The organism is Cytobacillus firmus DS1 (assembly GCF_000565285.1).
Taxonomy (GTDB): domain Bacteria; phylum Bacillota; class Bacilli; order Bacillales; family Cytobacillaceae; genus Cytobacillus; species Cytobacillus firmus_A.
The window spans coordinates 1-17,124 of the sequence record NZ_APVL01000042.1 but is presented as its reverse complement, the minus strand read 5'-3'; the positions used below and the strand labels follow the sequence as shown (position 1 = coordinate 17,124).

At 32.8% G+C, this 17,124-nt stretch carries 11 protein-coding genes; 7 read left to right on the top strand and 4 right to left on the bottom strand.

Annotation, left to right across the window (positions count from 1 at the left end; translation table 11 throughout):
- Window positions 1-200: 200 nt before the first annotated feature.
- On the top strand, window positions 201-569 hold the full coding sequence (locus PBF_RS24025) for a hypothetical protein (RefSeq protein WP_035333459.1): 369 nt from the start codon (window positions 201-203) through the stop codon (window positions 567-569).
- Between the two features lie 36 nt (window positions 570-605).
- Here PBF_RS24025 and dptH read toward each other — a convergent pair whose 3' ends face one another.
- From dptH to dptF, 3 genes are read right to left on the bottom strand one after another with little or no spacing between them, the layout of a single operon-like run.
- Window positions 606-5,924 (bottom strand): DNA phosphorothioation-dependent restriction protein DptH, encoded by a 5,319-nt coding sequence (dptH, locus tag PBF_RS24020; protein WP_035333457.1) that lies wholly within the window; start codon window positions 5,922-5,924, stop codon window positions 606-608.
- Entirely contained in the window at window positions 5,905-7,308 is a 1,404-nt protein-coding gene (gene dptG / locus PBF_RS24015) for a DNA phosphorothioation-dependent restriction protein DptG (protein ID WP_035333455.1), read from the bottom strand. Before dptG ends, dptH begins: the two co-directional genes overlap by 20 nt.
- Before the next feature lie 5 nt (window positions 7,309-7,313).
- Complete coding sequence (dptF, locus tag PBF_RS24010) at window positions 7,314-9,632, bottom strand: DNA phosphorothioation-dependent restriction protein DptF (RefSeq protein ID WP_035333448.1); 2,319 nt, start codon at window positions 9,630-9,632, stop codon at window positions 7,314-7,316.
- A gap of 200 nt (window positions 9,633-9,832) precedes the next feature.
- Here dptF and dndB point away from each other — a divergent pair, with 200 nt between their 5' ends.
- Genes dndB through PBF_RS23985 form a run of 5 tightly spaced genes read left to right on the top strand, consistent with a single transcriptional unit; the run spans window position 9,833 to window position 16,025 of the window.
- Window positions 9,833-10,930 (top strand): DNA sulfur modification protein DndB, encoded by a 1,098-nt coding sequence (gene dndB / locus PBF_RS24005; protein WP_035333447.1) that lies wholly within the window; start codon window positions 9,833-9,835, stop codon window positions 10,928-10,930.
- A 1-nt stretch (window position 10,931) separates the two neighbouring features.
- Window positions 10,932-12,524: a DNA phosphorothioation system sulfurtransferase DndC gene (gene dndC, locus PBF_RS24000; RefSeq protein WP_035333446.1), complete on the top strand. Its 1,593-nt coding sequence runs from the start codon at window positions 10,932-10,934 to the stop codon at window positions 12,522-12,524.
- Window positions 12,525-12,543: 19 nt separating this feature from the next.
- On the top strand, window positions 12,544-14,529 hold the full coding sequence (gene dndD / locus PBF_RS23995) for a DNA sulfur modification protein DndD (RefSeq protein WP_035333445.1): 1,986 nt from the start codon (window positions 12,544-12,546) through the stop codon (window positions 14,527-14,529).
- Window positions 14,526-14,897 (top strand): DndE family protein, encoded by a 372-nt coding sequence (locus PBF_RS23990; RefSeq protein WP_035333443.1) that lies wholly within the window; start codon window positions 14,526-14,528, stop codon window positions 14,895-14,897. Before dndD ends, PBF_RS23990 begins: the two co-directional genes overlap by 4 nt.
- Before the next feature lie 9 nt (window positions 14,898-14,906).
- Window positions 14,907-16,025, top strand: coding sequence for a cysteine desulfurase family protein (locus tag PBF_RS23985; protein ID WP_035333442.1), 1,119 nt, complete (start codon window positions 14,907-14,909; stop codon window positions 16,023-16,025).
- Window positions 16,026-16,076: 51 nt separating this feature from the next.
- On the opposite strand, the gene PBF_RS23980 is transcribed toward PBF_RS23985, so the two are convergent.
- Window positions 16,077-16,298, bottom strand: a complete 222-nt coding sequence (locus PBF_RS23980) for a hypothetical protein (protein ID WP_035333441.1) — start codon at window positions 16,296-16,298, stop codon at window positions 16,077-16,079.
- A 479-nt stretch (window positions 16,299-16,777) separates the two neighbouring features.
- Here PBF_RS23980 and PBF_RS23975 point away from each other — a divergent pair.
- Window positions 16,778-17,124: hypothetical protein (locus PBF_RS23975; protein WP_035333439.1), on the top strand; the 347-nt coding region annotated here is incomplete at its 3' end.

The window sequence follows — 17,124 nt, the reverse complement described above, 5'->3', positions numbered from 1 at the left end:
TTCTATCGAGCAAAAACTGTTCACTTTAGTCTAGCAGTTACAACAGGTAATTATCTTGTCAACTGACACAGAAATTACTCAGGAATATGTAAAACTAATGGAAAAAAGTTCTTATAAGCAATATATGCTTGATTATAATCAGGATAAAAAATATACCATTATTAGAGATGGATATTTTAAGTTTGTAAAAGGGTGATTAAATGTCTAACAAACGAATGGCGCTATCTGAAGAGGGTAAATCTATACTCGATACATTAACTGAAGTCTTGGAAGTAGATCGGCCTATGGGTGTTAAAGTGGCACTTTCTAAGGGGCTATCAATTGCAAATGGACCTGTTAAAGAAGAATATTCTACTGGTAAAAACAAATGGACTATTCCCGATGGTATCATAAAAGACAAAGAGTTTCTATTGTTCAAACATTTAATTATAAATGAAGTAAATTCTTTACTAACTGAAGAAGAATTGCACAAGCATATGCTAGCTTTTATCGAAAAAGGTTTGAGAGAAATCAATCAAACAATAATTAATAAAACTTCTATGGAAGATTTGAGGTTAACCTTATTATAAAAAAATCCCACCGCTAATAACTGCGGTGGGATTTTTCTAAATTCTTTCTGATAGTGAAACGATGTCAACAATCGTAACAGTAGGATTAGATAGTTCCCCATTTTCTTTCAATATTGGACCATGAACAATACATTGCCCTTTTTTGAGATTAGCAAGGGTGTTTTCCCAATATTTCTTATCCTGATTATCTTTAGATAAGCTCGCAGCAATATTTGAGAGCTCTTGCTCAGGAGGGGAAAAGTATACTTTTTGGGATGAATTTTGAAGCCTAGCCAATTCATCGGAATCTAGTTGAGACTTTAAGAACTGGGTAGCATACCAGGCGGACCATCCAAACTTACGTCCCTCAGTCAAGATCCGGGCAGAGGGTGATTTTTCAGTATGATCCAGATTTTGTGCTTCGTCCATAATAACTGGCATAGGCTTGTTTTTATTCCCGTTTCTTACTGAGTAATTCCATAAATCCCATAAAATAAACTCAGTAATCATTAGTTGGACATCCCTTGGGAATCCAGTCAACTGGATAATATGCACTTCTCCATTACTTTGTACGATATCTCTCCAATTAAGTGTATTCTTATTACTAAATGGATTACGGTCTATTAATGGCCTTATCTGAGATAAAGCTGTTTTAGCATAATTTGATCCGTCTCCTTCAAGCAGCACTTTAAGTTTTACTAGACTCATTTCATCTCCATATGAATCCAACCCATTTAGTACAGCCTCATAAATTGCGTTTTGCTGCTGAATTCCTAAAGACTTATAAACTGCAGCAAACACACTCTTTATTCTTTCAGCAACATCAGTATTAGATTCCGGCAGCTGTATTCCACCTATATCTCGAATGTTTTTTTGGAAAGGATTAATTGGTAACTGTTCACTATAAACTATTTTTTGCTTTAATTTATCTCCTAAAAATTCCACAAATTCTGGCTCAAGTTGGTTAGGCAAGAATCCCTCCGTATAATCAATTACAATACTCGGGATCCCCATTTTAGACTTTTCGAGCAATAAACATTGCATGAAGTAAGTTTTTCCCTGTCCTGATTTACCGGATATTAATAGATGCCTATTAGCTAGTCCTTTGTTTCCGTATTCCCAAAATATATCGTGATTTGAATTTTCAGCTTTTCCAATTCTTATCCTTACATCTGGCAAGTTATATTGACCTTCCAATTTCTCTGTATCTTTTTCAGTAGGTTTTTCTTCCTCAACTTTATCACTTCGTTCAGTATTAATCTCTGTCTGACTTAAGGAATGTAAACCTATATCCTCTAGTTTTTCTTTTTGACCAGTGTCAATATCCAAAGATACCTTTCTTTCTTTTTCATCAACAATCTGATTCACTACATCTGGTCCTGTAGAGAAGCTTTCCTTCTCTTTAACTTTATACTCTTCTTTTTCGACACCTGTGTGGAGCAGGAGTTCCTTACTCTCAATATTGTCCTGTTCCATATTTGTTCCAGCTTTATATAAAGATGAAAGCATTTTTTCCTTGATAAAATCGTTAGGCTCTTCTTGAATCCAGTGTCTCATTTCTTTTATGGAGGTTACCAGTCCTTCATAGCCATCTTTTTCCGTGAGATTTAGTAATAAAACATCATCTTCTAATTTTGCACTTCTATGATAGGCATTCTTTTGAAAAGAAAGAATAGCACCATCACCAATATAACTTTTTAGTTGATCAGATATGCAATATTTATCCTTTAATAGCCTTTCTATGATATTGTCTGTCAGGCCGTAATTTTTCTCTTCCCAAAACTCACTTTGCGCAAGCTTCTTTGCATTTGAAATTAACAATTGTGCAAAGAAATTACGATAGAACTTTCCTTTAAAGGTACTGCCTATTTCACCTGTTAAAGCATTAAAGAATAATTTCTTAGTTTGATGTACCTGCTTCCGAGCTTTTTCAAGAACCTCACCCTTATTTATCCCTATTTTCACTTCAACAGGATAAAAATGAAGCGAGACCTTATCCGCGACAGATTCTAAACCGATTAAAAGAAGGTCATCACTGTGACTTCCCTTTACACCTAAATTTTTCGCCGTGAAAATACCATCGGATTTATTAAGGCTAACCGCTCCAGCAACTCTTAATATCTCTTCCAAGGAAATAGGAACCCATAAGATATTTGGATGGTCAAAGTAGGAAACAGAGTATTTAATTGCAGAAATGATACTTAGTTTCTCCCTGTCATAGTGTCCTTTACTTCCTATAATACGCAGCAGCCATTCCCCATTAAATGTATTAAATGCTTTTATAGTGCTAAGAACATTTTCTTCAGTTCCTTCTACTTCCTTATTACTTAAAAATTCTTTAATTACGGCATAATATTGCTGGGATTTATCAGTTACTGTGATAGCATCATATCTGCTAGATGAAGAGTATTGATCGCTATAATGAATAACGACTAGGTTACCATCATATTTGTTAAAAAACTCCAAGTCCATAGATGGATCTACAAAGGTGACCCAATATGATGAATTAAACACCTTTTCCAAAGTTTCTTCATCAGCAGTAGTAGTCCTTGAAAAAATTGCTTCACCTTTTCTATAGCTATCATTGCCACCGTTTCTTAAGTTAGCTGCAAGTTCGTTTACATAGAAAGCAGTAGTTGTTAAATAATTTTTATTACTTAATCCATATGCTTTTGTACCAAACCCGCTCTTATAATTCTCATCATCTTTCATGGAAGGAACACTTGAATAAATGCCCTCTATTGCAAGACCAGAATTCATTTCTTCTATGGGTTGTACTGCATGATGCTCTTGAGCATGCATTTTATAGAATGTAATATGAGCATATCTTAATTCAGCATTTGGCTCTTGCTTGTAAAAGTATAGTTTTTCTCTAATAACTCTCAAAAGGTCTTCAGCATCGAATTCTTTTGTTTTAAGTTTTACACCAAAAAGATTCTCAAATTCTTCAACTGTTTCAGTTCTAGAAAACAAATCAAAATAGCTTTCAACACTCTCATCTTTATAAAGTGTAACTTCAACTGGCTTTAATCTTTCAATACCTTCCCTATCAACTTCTTTTAGCATCCATTGGAAAATACCTCTTATAACTTCTTTATCATTAGCTATATTAAGAATATTTATTTGTAAAGGAGCCATTGACTTTTGCATAAACAAGTATGAGAAATGCTCTTTAAACTGTACAATTTTATCAGTAACTACCCTAGCTAAATAATGATTTGCGTCTGAGACTGATACCTTGTTAACTGGCTTAAATGTAAGCCAATCCAAAGCCGCTTGCTGATGATCAGGTTTATATAAGGTTTCATTTTCATCATAGATAAATGGAATTAGTGCATCAGGACTCAATCGATTTAAGATGCTATTATCAACTTCTTCTGATTGTAATAATTCATATATTTTTAATTTAAATGCAACCATTATTGGGTGGAATGGAGTAAAGTAAACTATTCCATTAGAAAAGATTGTTCCTAATTTAAATAAATCTCTTCCCTTTCTTCCTGCAGGCGCACCATTTTTTATACTATTAATTTCATTATTATAAACTTCTATATATTCTAGAGCTCGCTTTTTATAGTCTTCAGAAACATGTGATAAGCTAGGAATAGTATTACTAATTTTAAAATAAGTAATAAACCTGCTATATACTTCTCTTAACTCATCACTTAAATTGAGTTCTACAGACAATAGTTGATCTGATTCATGTCTAGCACTTCGTAAACCATATTCAATCCAGTTATCTTCCCACTCAAAAAACTCTCGGTATTCAGAATGGAAATAAAACTCCCTATTCTCTAGCACAAGGCGATTATTTTCTTTTATCCACTGGATATCTTTACCTGTTTCCCTTACTAATTTCCATATTCTTTGGCCATTAATAGGCATAGATTCTGGCAGTTCATTTTTTAAAAGCAGAGGAACAATAGTTTCATCAAACTTTATTTTAATTCTTAATTCATCATCGTCGTTAAATGCTTCTGGAAGAGGTCTAATATTCAGTTTTTCATCCTCTGTAATTGAATATGTTGAATTGTTTTCAAGAACTTCTACATTTTTTATATCCATGCCATTCCCAAAAGTTAGTTCATCTTCTTCGTATTGCAGCTCAATACTTTCACCTATAGGATCAACTGAATAAGTAGACTTATATCGATCAAGGTAAAGAGGTTCAATAGGAAGAACAGCAATGTTGAATTCGGCTCCTAAAGTTGCTTTATTATCATGTTTATAGGCAAATTTAACAAACGTAGGCTTATTTTTTTCCGTTTTAATTACTGCTGAAATATTAGTTCCCTTAACTTTTGAATCTAATATTCCTTCATGTTTTTTTTGTACTTTTAGAAAATTAGAGGAAAGGCTTTTTAAGTTTCCACTTAAGCTGAATGCGACATCCAGTTGCACTTCCTCTCTGTTATCAGGATTAAAAACAATAATATATCTTTTTCTTTGGCCAGCAGAAGAATCCTTTTGAGGTTTATCCCAAATCATGAGTTTATCTTGCATTTTAATGCTTTTTAATTCAACTTTCATTTTTCTATTTATTTCTAAATAATCTTCATGTAATTTATGAACTCGGGTATAGAGCGACTCTTTCCACTCTTCCCCCATTAATTCTTTAGCTCCTTCTGGGGTGAATCTTTTTTCTAATTCTCCTTGCTCTAGACCAAAATCATGGACTTTCCTAACAAATTCAAAAAAATCTCGATTGTTTTTTAGTCTTTGACTTTGCTCTTTTCCTTTGAAACTAGCCAGGTCAGGATCTTTAAATAGTCCAAATTTATGATACTCCTTATCGTCTATAAATCCTTTTTGCAAAGTAGTAAAAATATCTTCGAACTCAAAAAAGGTAATATGTTGAAATGCTTGTTCTTTAATCAAGTTTTCAAGATTATCTATAAGAATGATTTGCTCTTCTTTTTCTAATACACTTTTTTCAATTTCATTTTTTAAGTTATTAAAAAGAGAAGAGGGATGTAGAGGCATACCTTCCTTTTGTAAATCACTGCTGCCACCTTGAATTGAATCCAACTGTTCTGCAACAATACTAAGTAAAGATGTCTTTTCCCAGACTCCCTTTTGTTCTCCAACCAGGTTTCTTAGGGTTACAAGAAAATCAGGCTTTACAGATTCTGAAGTATAAGCAACCACTAGTTTCGTACCACCAAAAGGAATGTTAAATGTTTCGTACTCATCGCCAAGTTCATGTTTATATTTAAATGGAGTAATTCCTTCTATATTTTTTAATCCTTGAATAAACGAAGAAACATCTTCTTTACTGTCTAATTGTAAATAAAAACGGTCACCCGGCTTGATTCCAGATGTTGAGAAATATTCAACTAATAAAGAAGCTATATAATTATAGAATTGGTTTGACATATTGAGCATCACCACTATCACTTTTTTTGTCTAATATATTTAAGTTATCAAATAAGCTAATGATTTCCTTTTTGGAATAACGATCAAATGCGATCCCTCTTTTTTCAAACTCACGAAATAATTCGTTTAGAGGGATTCGCTTATCTTTAACAGATACAGCTGTTAAAAGGAGAAGGAAATCATGTTTTATATTAAAGGTTTGCCCAAGGCTTCCTCTTCCTTTAAGAAATTGATTAGCCCCCAGGTCTTCAATATTCTTACCATACTTTATGCATACACCTGTGCTCATTCCTTCTTTTAAGCACTTGAATAAAGTTTTGAAAGCCTCTGGAATATCAACAGATTGATCCTCAACATTAACCTTAGCCCAATCTGAATATTCTCGTATCCACTCTTTTAAATCGTGAAGGAAATTATCTTCAAATTCTTTACCCTGTTTTGATATCTCGTTGTATAGCATGCTATAAGGAATAAAAGAATATTTCCCTTCTTGATTGTTATTAACAAAGCTATGGCTCAAATGAGACATGGTATGAATGTGTGGAAATAGGTTACTAGCATTTTCTTTTATATATTTAAAACCCTCTAGTGGATCTGCTGCTTTTCTTCGTTTACTTAACGATTCCCATTCCAAAGCAAAGTAAAGAGGCTGGACCTTTTCAAAATCAGCTTCAGTAAATTGCTCAAATTTAAATATAAGCTGGCACACATACATAAAAACATAATAATGAGTTAGGACTGGAAATGAAGTTAAAAAATAATCCTTAAATTTACTTAGGTAAATTAAGTCCTCTTGATATAGCTTGATAAGAGGATTAAGAAGCGGCTGATATTGACGAACCACTTTTTCCTTATTTGTTTCCTTTAAAGCTTCCATTTTACTTAAGATTAGTTCTGTTAAAATATCGTCTGCGCTTTTACTTTTGAAAATTGACTGTATTTCTGAATTATTTTGGACAAAAATTTCACTCATAAACTGTGCGTATTTATTGAATTCATTATTATTTTTTTTGTCAATTTTTATATAATTAAATAAGAAGGGATGTACCGGGTTAATATCATCCTGATTAAATAAGTATTGATCTAGAAAACGAACAAAATCATACATATCATCCTCTTCATCATACTCAACATTACTTGCAATTAATTCACTTAGTTCGTTTTCTTCCTCAGATAGATAAAATTCGCGATTCTTTAGTGCTTGTTCATCTAATTTTAGTTTGCATATTTTTCGTACATATTCACCTAGAACTTTATTAAAATCTCTAATAGCTTTTGTCCTTTTTGTTAAAAAAGGTATAACATCAATAACATTACCTGTATCGTGCTTCTTTTTTTCTGTTAAATGCTCTTTTAAATATTCACGATTTATAGTTTCAACCATTTATTTTACTCCCTTTCAAAAACAAACGCTCCAAAATCATCTTTCTTAATTGTGTAGAACTTATTGTCTTTGGGAAAAAACACTAACAATTCTCTTTTCTTTTCTCCGAAAGCCATAACTTTTTCAATAAACTCTACAAACTTAATTGCGTCCTCTTCATCCTTTTTATTTGGACGGTATCCCTCCTGCACCTTTCTAAGTAAGGAATATAAAGGATAATCAATATCGAGAAAGATTTTATTTTCAGCATCTCCATCATGGTAAGCAAGAACAATAGAAGATTTAAAGGAGTCTAGAACTTCCTGTGGGTTCGTCTTTAAATGTTCAATTGTAGGTTTTAAATTCAATTTTTGAGCTATGCGATACTTATCAGAAGGCTTATTTAGGTATATAAAATCTTTCTTAGGGCTGCCCTTCCACTTATAAAGGGCTGTTTTAATTTCATCATAAAAACCTTTAACCTTTCTTTTCTCACCTGTGTTAAAGTAATACAGATTTTTTAAATAATCTAAGTAACTTTCATCAGATACTTTTGATGAGAAATGTTCATTCGTAAGATACGTAACTCGAATAAAAGATTCAAAAAACATGTTGAAAGAATAATCTGTTAAGGATTCCTTTGAATTAAAAGAAGATAACCAGCTAATAGGCGTCTCGTCTTTTATATATTCTTTAATCAGAGCATCCCAGTCATTGAGTGTATTTAATTCTACAATAACCTGATCAATGGAATCAGATCTCCTATGAATTGGGTCGAGCTGACTCACAGCATTCAATATTGTGGACCTGTCTTTTCTATCAAAAAGCAGGTTAGGCAATGAACTATTAAGTACATCAAATTCGGTTAGGAGCTTTGTATTCTTAATTTCCCCTGGGATAATAATATCTGCAATAAAATTTAGAAAAGCTCTAGCTGAGATAACTAATTTTTTTATTACAATAGATTTAATAATAAGTTGAACTACCTGCTCACGCACAAATTCATTTTGCATTAGCTTATAATTTTCGTGTGCCATTGTACGAATTTTACTTTTTTCATCCTGCTTCAAAGCTAAATAAAAAGGATTGTCATCTGTTTTCTTAAATATTTTCTCCAATAATGCAGAGTAAAATGATGACTTAGCTCCTTGTTCATGAATTTCATATGGATGATAATCACCAAAACTAAGTAAATCAAAGCAGTTATCACTATAATGCGTTGTAATATTAGGGGAAAACAAATTGCTTTGTTCAACAAATTTCTTAAGTGCACAATATGTGTATTCATTATGATTTGTATTAATAAAATTATGCAGAACACCCATATTAATAGCTAGAATAACTTTTTGATCATTTTGTTCTATAAATTGGTCTGAGAACCCTTTAAGTACTTCCTCCAAGGTCTCCATTGCATTTTTACTAGGAGAGAAGCTTTCTGTAGCATCATTAAAAATTGTGTACTCATTTATTAAGTCTGCTTTATTTTCTTTTAAGTAAGCTAAAAGATGTGATTTACCATCTCCGACACTTCCACACAGTAGGATTAAATTCCCCTTAACTTCAGTATTTCGTGAACTTAAGATGGACTCTAAATCTAACTGAATTTTCCTATCCACATGCATATAATCCTTAAACCCACTAAACTGGCTGGCATTTTCAATAGCCTCTTGAGAAGAATCTTTTAGCCTTGCGAGCTCTCTTAGAAGATAACTTTCACCATCCTTTAAATCTTTTTTTAATAAAGGCGGAATTGATTCTTCAACTGTATTAGATTTTTCTTTATTGTTGTACTCGTCTTCTTTAGCGTCTTCTTTTGAACCTGATTCAACTTCTTCTTTCTTAGATGATTCAAACTTACCTGTTCCTAAGAGTTCTAATATTTGTTTTTTTACTATATCCTCAATATTTTCTTTAGGTCTTGGCTTTGGCACTTCATAAAATGGGATTTTAACTTGCTCTGATGAATAAACTTCATAAAACCAAACCCCAATTTTGTACATCTCTTTATGCAGCTTGAATGCTGCAGTAATATCGTTGAATTTCCCATCATGTGCAGCCTTATTACCTGATAGTCGAATGGTATCAAATGATTGCTGAATTTCTCTTTTTATATAACCTTCTCTGGATAGAAAAGAAATTTTATCATGTAAGGATGAAAGATATGGTGCCTCAATATCCTCTTGCTTAAAAACTGAATTAAGGATTTCTTCTGCAAATAGTCTAGCTTTAACAATGGAGCTGCTTGGATCTTCAAAGAGCAGCTCTTCCATTTTCTTTGCTAAAAAAGCTGCATCTGAATTAATATTTTCTAAGAAATTTAAGAAATAAATCTCTGTTGTATTCATTCAAAATCATCTCCGAGTGCTTGATCTTTTACTACCAACATCATATCACACTACCCTCCCAATTATTAAGTAAGGTAACTTACTTACAATTTATTTACAGTAATAAAAAACCGAATGAAAGTTCGCTTTTTAATTGTAAATATAATAAACTGCGTATATAATAAATTATAATATTACGTACGTAATAAGGAGGAATGAAAATGGACGCAACATTTAGTTATAATTTCCCTGCTATCAGAGGTATACAGGCTGGCAAAGAATATTTTGTTGCTATGTGCCCTTTAAGAATTATTCCAAAAATATTTCTGTTCGACGAAGAAGAAATTCCACCAGAACATCGGTCACAAAGAATTCTAAATAAATCCCGTATTCCTGAAATGACAAGCTACATAGTTGAAAACCAAGAAGATTATGTTTTTTCGTCTATAACAGCTTCTATTGATGGTGACATTAAATTTATACCTTTTAATAGCGAATCTACTTTAAATGATCTTGGTCAATTAAGGATTGCTTTGGATGCAAGGTTCTTAATAAATGATGGACAGCACCGAAGAGCAGCAATTGAAGAAGCTTTAAAAATCTCTCCAGAGTTAGGAAATGAAACGATTTCTGTAGTCTTCTACCATGATGAAGGATTACGAAAGTCACAGCAAATTTTTTCTGATCTTAATAGACATGCTGTAAATACAACTTCTTCTATTGGGATTCTTTATGACCATCGCGATCGTCTTGCTCTAATTACTAAGGATTTGATTACTTCTATTCCCTTACTTAATAGATATACAGACAAAGAGAGAGTTTCTTTATCTAAAAACTCTCCTAAAATAATGGCATTAAATCACATTTTTAATACAAATCTAAAGTTATTAGGAAAATCCAAAGGCGATGAAATTACACAATCAGAAGAACAATTTCTTAAGCAATTTTGGTCAGTTTTAACTGATTCTATTGTAGAATGGAACTTGGTCTTTCAAAAGGAATTAACTCCAAGAGATCTAAGAGCAAATTACATTGTGGGACATGGAGTATTTATTGAAGCGATGGGACTTGTTGGCAATTATCTTATTAAATACAACGAAAACGACTGGAAAAAATATATAGAGAAACTTAAGAAAGTTGATTGGAATAGAAGCAACACTGCAGACTGGTTAGGTAGAGCTTTTAACCAAAACGGCAGAATTCAGAAAACAAATTATACAATTCAATTAACCTCCAATAAAGTTAAACAATTAATAGGTCTTCCATTAATTGAGGCAGAGCAAGCGTTAGAAGACAAATTTTTTCAAGGAGTAGTTTAATATGACAAACGGCATCATCAGTAATTTACTATCAAAAAATATGCCTTATGTAGAACAAGCTAAAGAGCACATAAAAAAAGCATATAAAGAAGATAACCGTCCGTGGGTAGTAGGTTACAGCGGCGGGAAGGATTCAACAGTAGTTGTACAGCTAGTGTTTGAAGCTTTGTCAGAAATGGACAAAGAAGAATTGCATAAAAAAGTTTATGTAATCTCATCAGATACGTTAGTAGAAACTCCTTTAATTATTAATTCAATTAATCAAACTCTAAGAAGAATTCAAGACGAGGCACTTAAAAGAGATTTGCCAATTGAAACTCATAAAGTAAAGCCAGTTATCAAACAATCATTTTGGGTTAACATTATCGGAAAAGGATACCCATCCCCCAATCAGCAATTCAGATGGTGTACAGATCGTTTAAAGATTGATCCTGCTAACCAGTTCATAATGGACAAAGTCTCATCCTTTGGAGAAGTTATTATGGTATTAGGGGTGCGTGAAGACGAAAGTGCCACTCGCGGAAATGTAATCCGATCTCATACTGTAGAAGGTAAAACATTTATGAGACACTCGACTCTTTCAAATGCATATGTTTACGCTCCAATAAGAAGCTATACACTAGATGATGTTTGGGACTACTTATTAAATCACCCTTCTCCTTGGGGAGACGATAATCATGAGTTACACCGACTTTACCAGGATTCGAATAGCGGAGAATGTCCACTTGTAGTTGATAAATCAGTAAAAGAAAGTGCTGGCTCGTGCGGGAACAGCCGTTTTGGCTGCTGGGTTTGTACAGTTGTTAATGAAGATAAAGCATTAAGTGGCTTTATTCAAAGCGGCCATGATTGGATGAGACCTTTACTTGATTTTCGAAATTGGCTATCGAGTATTAGAGATGACCGAGAAAAGAGAATGAAATATAGAATGAACGGACAAATCTATTATAAAGAAGTTAGGATTGAAGATATTGATGGCGTCCCTCATGTCATGATACCTAAAAAGTCTGGAAGACCTAAACAGCAAATTCCTTTAGACCAATACACTGTTATGGAAAAAGAAAAGCTTAAAAGTTATATAGAGTCTAATAATGTTGATCTGAGTGCTCCAGAAGATCAAAGGATTTTGGTTACCTATGAGGAAGAAATGCTAGACGGAGAGAAAGTGCTCAAATATGCTCAATTAGGTTTAGGACCTTATACAATGGAAGCACGAAAAGAAATATTAGTAAGACTCCTTAAAGTCCAAAAAGACTTAAAGCACCCAGAAGATCCTTATTACGAATTAATTAGTGTAGATGAACTTAAAGCTATAAGAAAGATTTGGTTTAAAAATGGAGAATGGGAAGACCCAATCCCAACAATATATAAGGAAATTATGGACCAATCGATTGATTGGGAAATAGATGACCGTCCACTTTTTGATAATGAACAAATATCCGATCTTGAACTACTGGCTGATCAATTTAAAGTAGATATTAAGGTGCTCAAGAAACTTATATCAATAGAAAAAGAATTCTCTGGATATAAAGTGAGAAGAGGGCTTATAAACGAAATCGGAAAGGCTCTTAAGCAAGATTATTTACACTTATAGAAGAAATTGAGGTTTTAAGATGATTATTAATCAAATTCAGCTAACCAATATTGGAGCTTATAGAGGAACTAATTCCTTTGATTTCAGTCCGGAAATTGAAAAGAATGTTGTGCTCATTGGCGGTGAAAATGGCGCTGGTAAAACTACTTTGCTTAACGCTATTAAACTGGGTTTATTCGGTTCATATGGATATGGATTTAAAACAGAAAGTGCAGAGTATTATAAAAGAGTTCAAAGTATTTTAAATCATAATGCAAAAAAGATTGGAGAAAATAACTTTAGAATAAAATTAGATTTTTCTCTTATTGATGATTTTGAAAAAGTTGATTATGTGCTTTATCGTTATTGGAAATTCACAAACAAAAGTTTAAAAGAAACTTTTGATCTTGTTGCTAATGGCAAACATTTTACAGACTACGAAAAGGAACTTTTCCAGTCAAAACTAAAAGAAATTATGCCACCACAGTTATTGGATTTATGTCTCTTTGACGGCGAAGAAATTGCAAGAATAGTTAATGAAGACCTCCTGTCTGACTACCTAAAAAACCTCTCGCGGGTTGTGTTCAATCTTGACTTATTTGAAACCTTAGAGGAAGATCTTGAATACTATTCTAACCAATCTTTAGACGGCAAAAAAATGGAATCATTGGAACAGGAACTTTTTGAGTTAAATAGTCGTGAAAAAGACCTGAGAGGAAAAATAGCTACTTCCTTATCTAATTTAGAAAACATAAAATCACAAAAGTCAATACTATTAGATGAATATAACCGAGATAAACATGATTTCGAGAAATTTGGCGGATTAGTTAAAAGTGAACGTGAAAAGATCATAAAAGATATGAACCAAATCGACTTAACACGTAAACAGAACTTGGAATCTATAAGAGGTTTTGTCTCAAATCTCCTCCCCTTCTATTTAACCAAAGGACTTCTCAAGGAAAGTAGAGAACAAATTCAGAATGAGGAAGCTTTGCAGCTTTATAAACAATTAGGTGAGAAGCTAACAGATGAAAAAATCCATAATATATTACATTCCGTCAGCGAATCTATAAATAGTTTAGAGAGCAACAAAGTTAAAGAACAATTACTGGATTTAATGAAGCCTGAAAAGTCCATCTCAACTATCCATGGAGCATCTTTTTCAGAAAGCAGTTTAATTGAAAATATGCACTTAAAGATCATGAGTGATGCAGACAAAGAATGTATTAGGATTATTGAAGAAAATAAAGCGAAACTATTTGAATTACAAGAGCTAAGGGAAAAGTTAAGGACAAATGATGATACTAATGAGTTTGCTGATATGCTCCAAAGAATGGAAAAAGCTCAACAAAACTTGTTAAATTTAGAAGATGAATTATCAAAGACAGAAGCTCAAATTCATGATTGGAAAAATGCACTGGAAGGAATCCTTTCAGGCATTGATAAAATCCAGAATACATTGCGTGATGATGATAAGACAAAGAGTTCTTTCCTTGAGTCACAGAAGATTATTGCTTTAAGCCGTCGATTCCGTGAGATTCAATTGAAGAAAAAACTGCAGCAAGTTCAAATTGAAGCTTCTGTTATGCTAAAAAAAATATTTAGAAAGCACAATTATGTTTCTTCTATTATCATAGATTCTGAAACTTATGACGTTAAATTAGTTGATTCACAAAAGGACTATATTGAGAAGACCACCTTATCAGCAGGTGAAAAAGAAATTCTGCTTATATCAATCATATGGGCAATATTTAAATGTTCTGGCCGAAAAGTTCCTTTTATCTTTGATACATTACTTGGTCGATTAGATAAAACACATAAAGCTGCCGTTTTGAAAGAATTCATTCCAAATTGTGGGAAACAAGCTATTATTCTTTCAACTGACACAGAAATTGATCAAGAACATTATGATATTTTGAGGCAGCATATTGCTAAGGAATATATGCTGGACTTTAATGTTGAAAAGAAAGAAACTCGTATATTGAATCAGTATTTTCCTTTTAAACAAATGGAGTTGAGCATATGAATTTCCGATTGAAGACATCAAAACAAACGGGTGAACGGTTAGTGGCCCTTCAAGGTGCTACTGGTCTAACTTGGAACATTTTATCTCGTATTGCAGTTTCATTATCCTTAAACATCCCTACTATGCCTGAACTTGTTGAGAATAAATCAGGAGTAGATATACATCGAAATGCAATGACCGGAGAAAATGATTATATTTATAAGGCGTTAATTAGACAACACGCTAAGAGAAATATTTCTGACGAAGAATTTTTCCCTGACCTTTTCAATGCCCATTTGGAAAGAGGAATTGAACTACTTAATAATGAGTACAAACATGCAGGAAACTATGAGAAACTTCTTTTAAACCTTTTGAAAATGGAAAATTAGGTGATATAAATGCTGTATTTAGACAATAGCGCAACTACTCAAATACATCCAGAAGTAAAAGATGCCATGCTCCCCTACTTAATGGAGGAGTATGGCAATCCATCCAGCAAGTATTACGCTCCTGCTGAGAATGCAAAAAGAGCAGTTAAAGAAGCAAGAAATGCACTCGCTTCTTTAATGGGATGTAAGGAAAATGAAGTTTTATTTACAAGTGGATCTACTGAAAGCAATAATATGATTATTAAAGGTGTCGCTGACCATTATTCAGAAAAAGGAAACCATATTATAACAACTAAAGTTGAACATCCATCGGTATTAGAAACCTGCCAGTATCTTGAAACTAAAGGATATGATGTTACCTATCTGGATGTTGATCGATTTGGAAGAATTGATATTTTGGACTTACAGAAGCAAATTACCGAAAAGACCATTTTAGTATCAGTTATTTGGGGCAATAATGAGTTAGGCTCTTTGAATGATATGGATGCAATTTCTAATATTTGTCTTGAGAATAATGTTTTCCTGCACACAGATGCTACACAAGTTGTGAGTAAAATTGAAATGGACTTGTTCAATTACCCAGGTATTACATTTTTATCATGTTCAGCACATAAGTTTCATGGTCCTAAAGGAATTGGTGCGGCATTTATTAAAAATGATGAATATGAACTACCAACCAAGATAACTCCCCTGCTTCATGGCGGTGGACAAGAAAATGGTTTTAGAAGCGGGACGTTGGCTGTTCATAATATAGTTGGCTTGGGGAAAGCTTCGGAGATTGCAAACAAAAATCTGGCTGAAAACATCAATAATCTAAAAGAATTAGAGGGTCACCTAATTGGGTTATTAAAAGAAAAGTTCAGAGACCAGATTCAAATAAATAGTGACAATACTGAAAAGATCCCAGGCATTGTTAGTGTGCAATTTAAAGGGGTTAATAATGAATTATTAGTTAAAAATCTTGCACCAATTATTGCTGCGTCTACTGGTTCTGCATGCAGCTCAAGTAAACCTTCTCATGTTCTAGCAGCTGTGGGGTTATCGATTGATGAAGTGAGATCAACGATTCGGTTCTCGTTATCCTGTTTTATAAAGAAAGAAGACCTTGATATATTTAAAGAGCTATAAATGAGAGAAATCCTCTCATTTATAGCTCTTGTATTAATGTTAAATATACTGCTATTCACCTACTACTTCTATCCAAATTTTTGCTGTTTTAACTTTCCCTTGTATACCAAATTCTTTCATCTCTTCTAGAAATTTTTCTGCGTCATCTATTGTGTCGAACTGGACTGCTAATTCTAAAATCCCATCAAGAACTTTACCATCGTATATTTCATCTTCAACTACATACAATGCTTCAGATGTTTCTATTACATATACAGTGTTTAATTCTTCCATATTAATATCCTCATTTCACCTATTATTTAATTACTTAAGATTAGTTCTAAAAAGTTACTTCTAGACCTAATTGAATTATCTCACAGAATATAACCTTTTATTCAACAGAAAATTCTTGCCCTTTACATTTTCAAAAATTCCCTCTCCAACTTCACCGTATTATAACAACTCTCCACAACAAGCTTCTCATTACAGATAATTTAACACTCTGTATCCCATGTGCAGCAAAAGTCCTTGTGACTGCTTCCTCCATCTGTGCATTTCAAGTTTGTTAAACCAGCCAAGAAACTGGTATAACTGCAGCGATCAAGGACAACAGCAGCATTACATTCGAGAGGAAATATTCATCAAAATGCTGAGCTCCTACTAGCCCATTTATTCCTCTACAATTAAAATAAAAATAAATGTAAGTAATTTCAAATATGAAATCATCCATTATAATAGAAGTATAGGATTAATTTAGAAGGGGTTATATTACAGTGGATATTATAGGAATACTTAATGACTATATTAAAAATAATAAATCAGACGAACAATTAGCTCATGAATTTGCTTCTTTACTAAATAAGGGCCAGTCTATGTGGAAAGTATCTAAACTATATGATTTTAAAGCTGAAAAGGTCCGTGAAATAATGGATATATATGGTTACGAACTTAATCCATACTATCAAAAGTGGATTCAAAACGAAAAAAAGATGCAACAAGAAAGCAAAGAAACTGATACGATTCAAGATATAGATAATGGCAACAAAATCGACTCTTATACAGAGAATAAAGTTATAGGTGTAAACGCTAAAATAAAAGTTGACCACTTTAGCGCAATTCG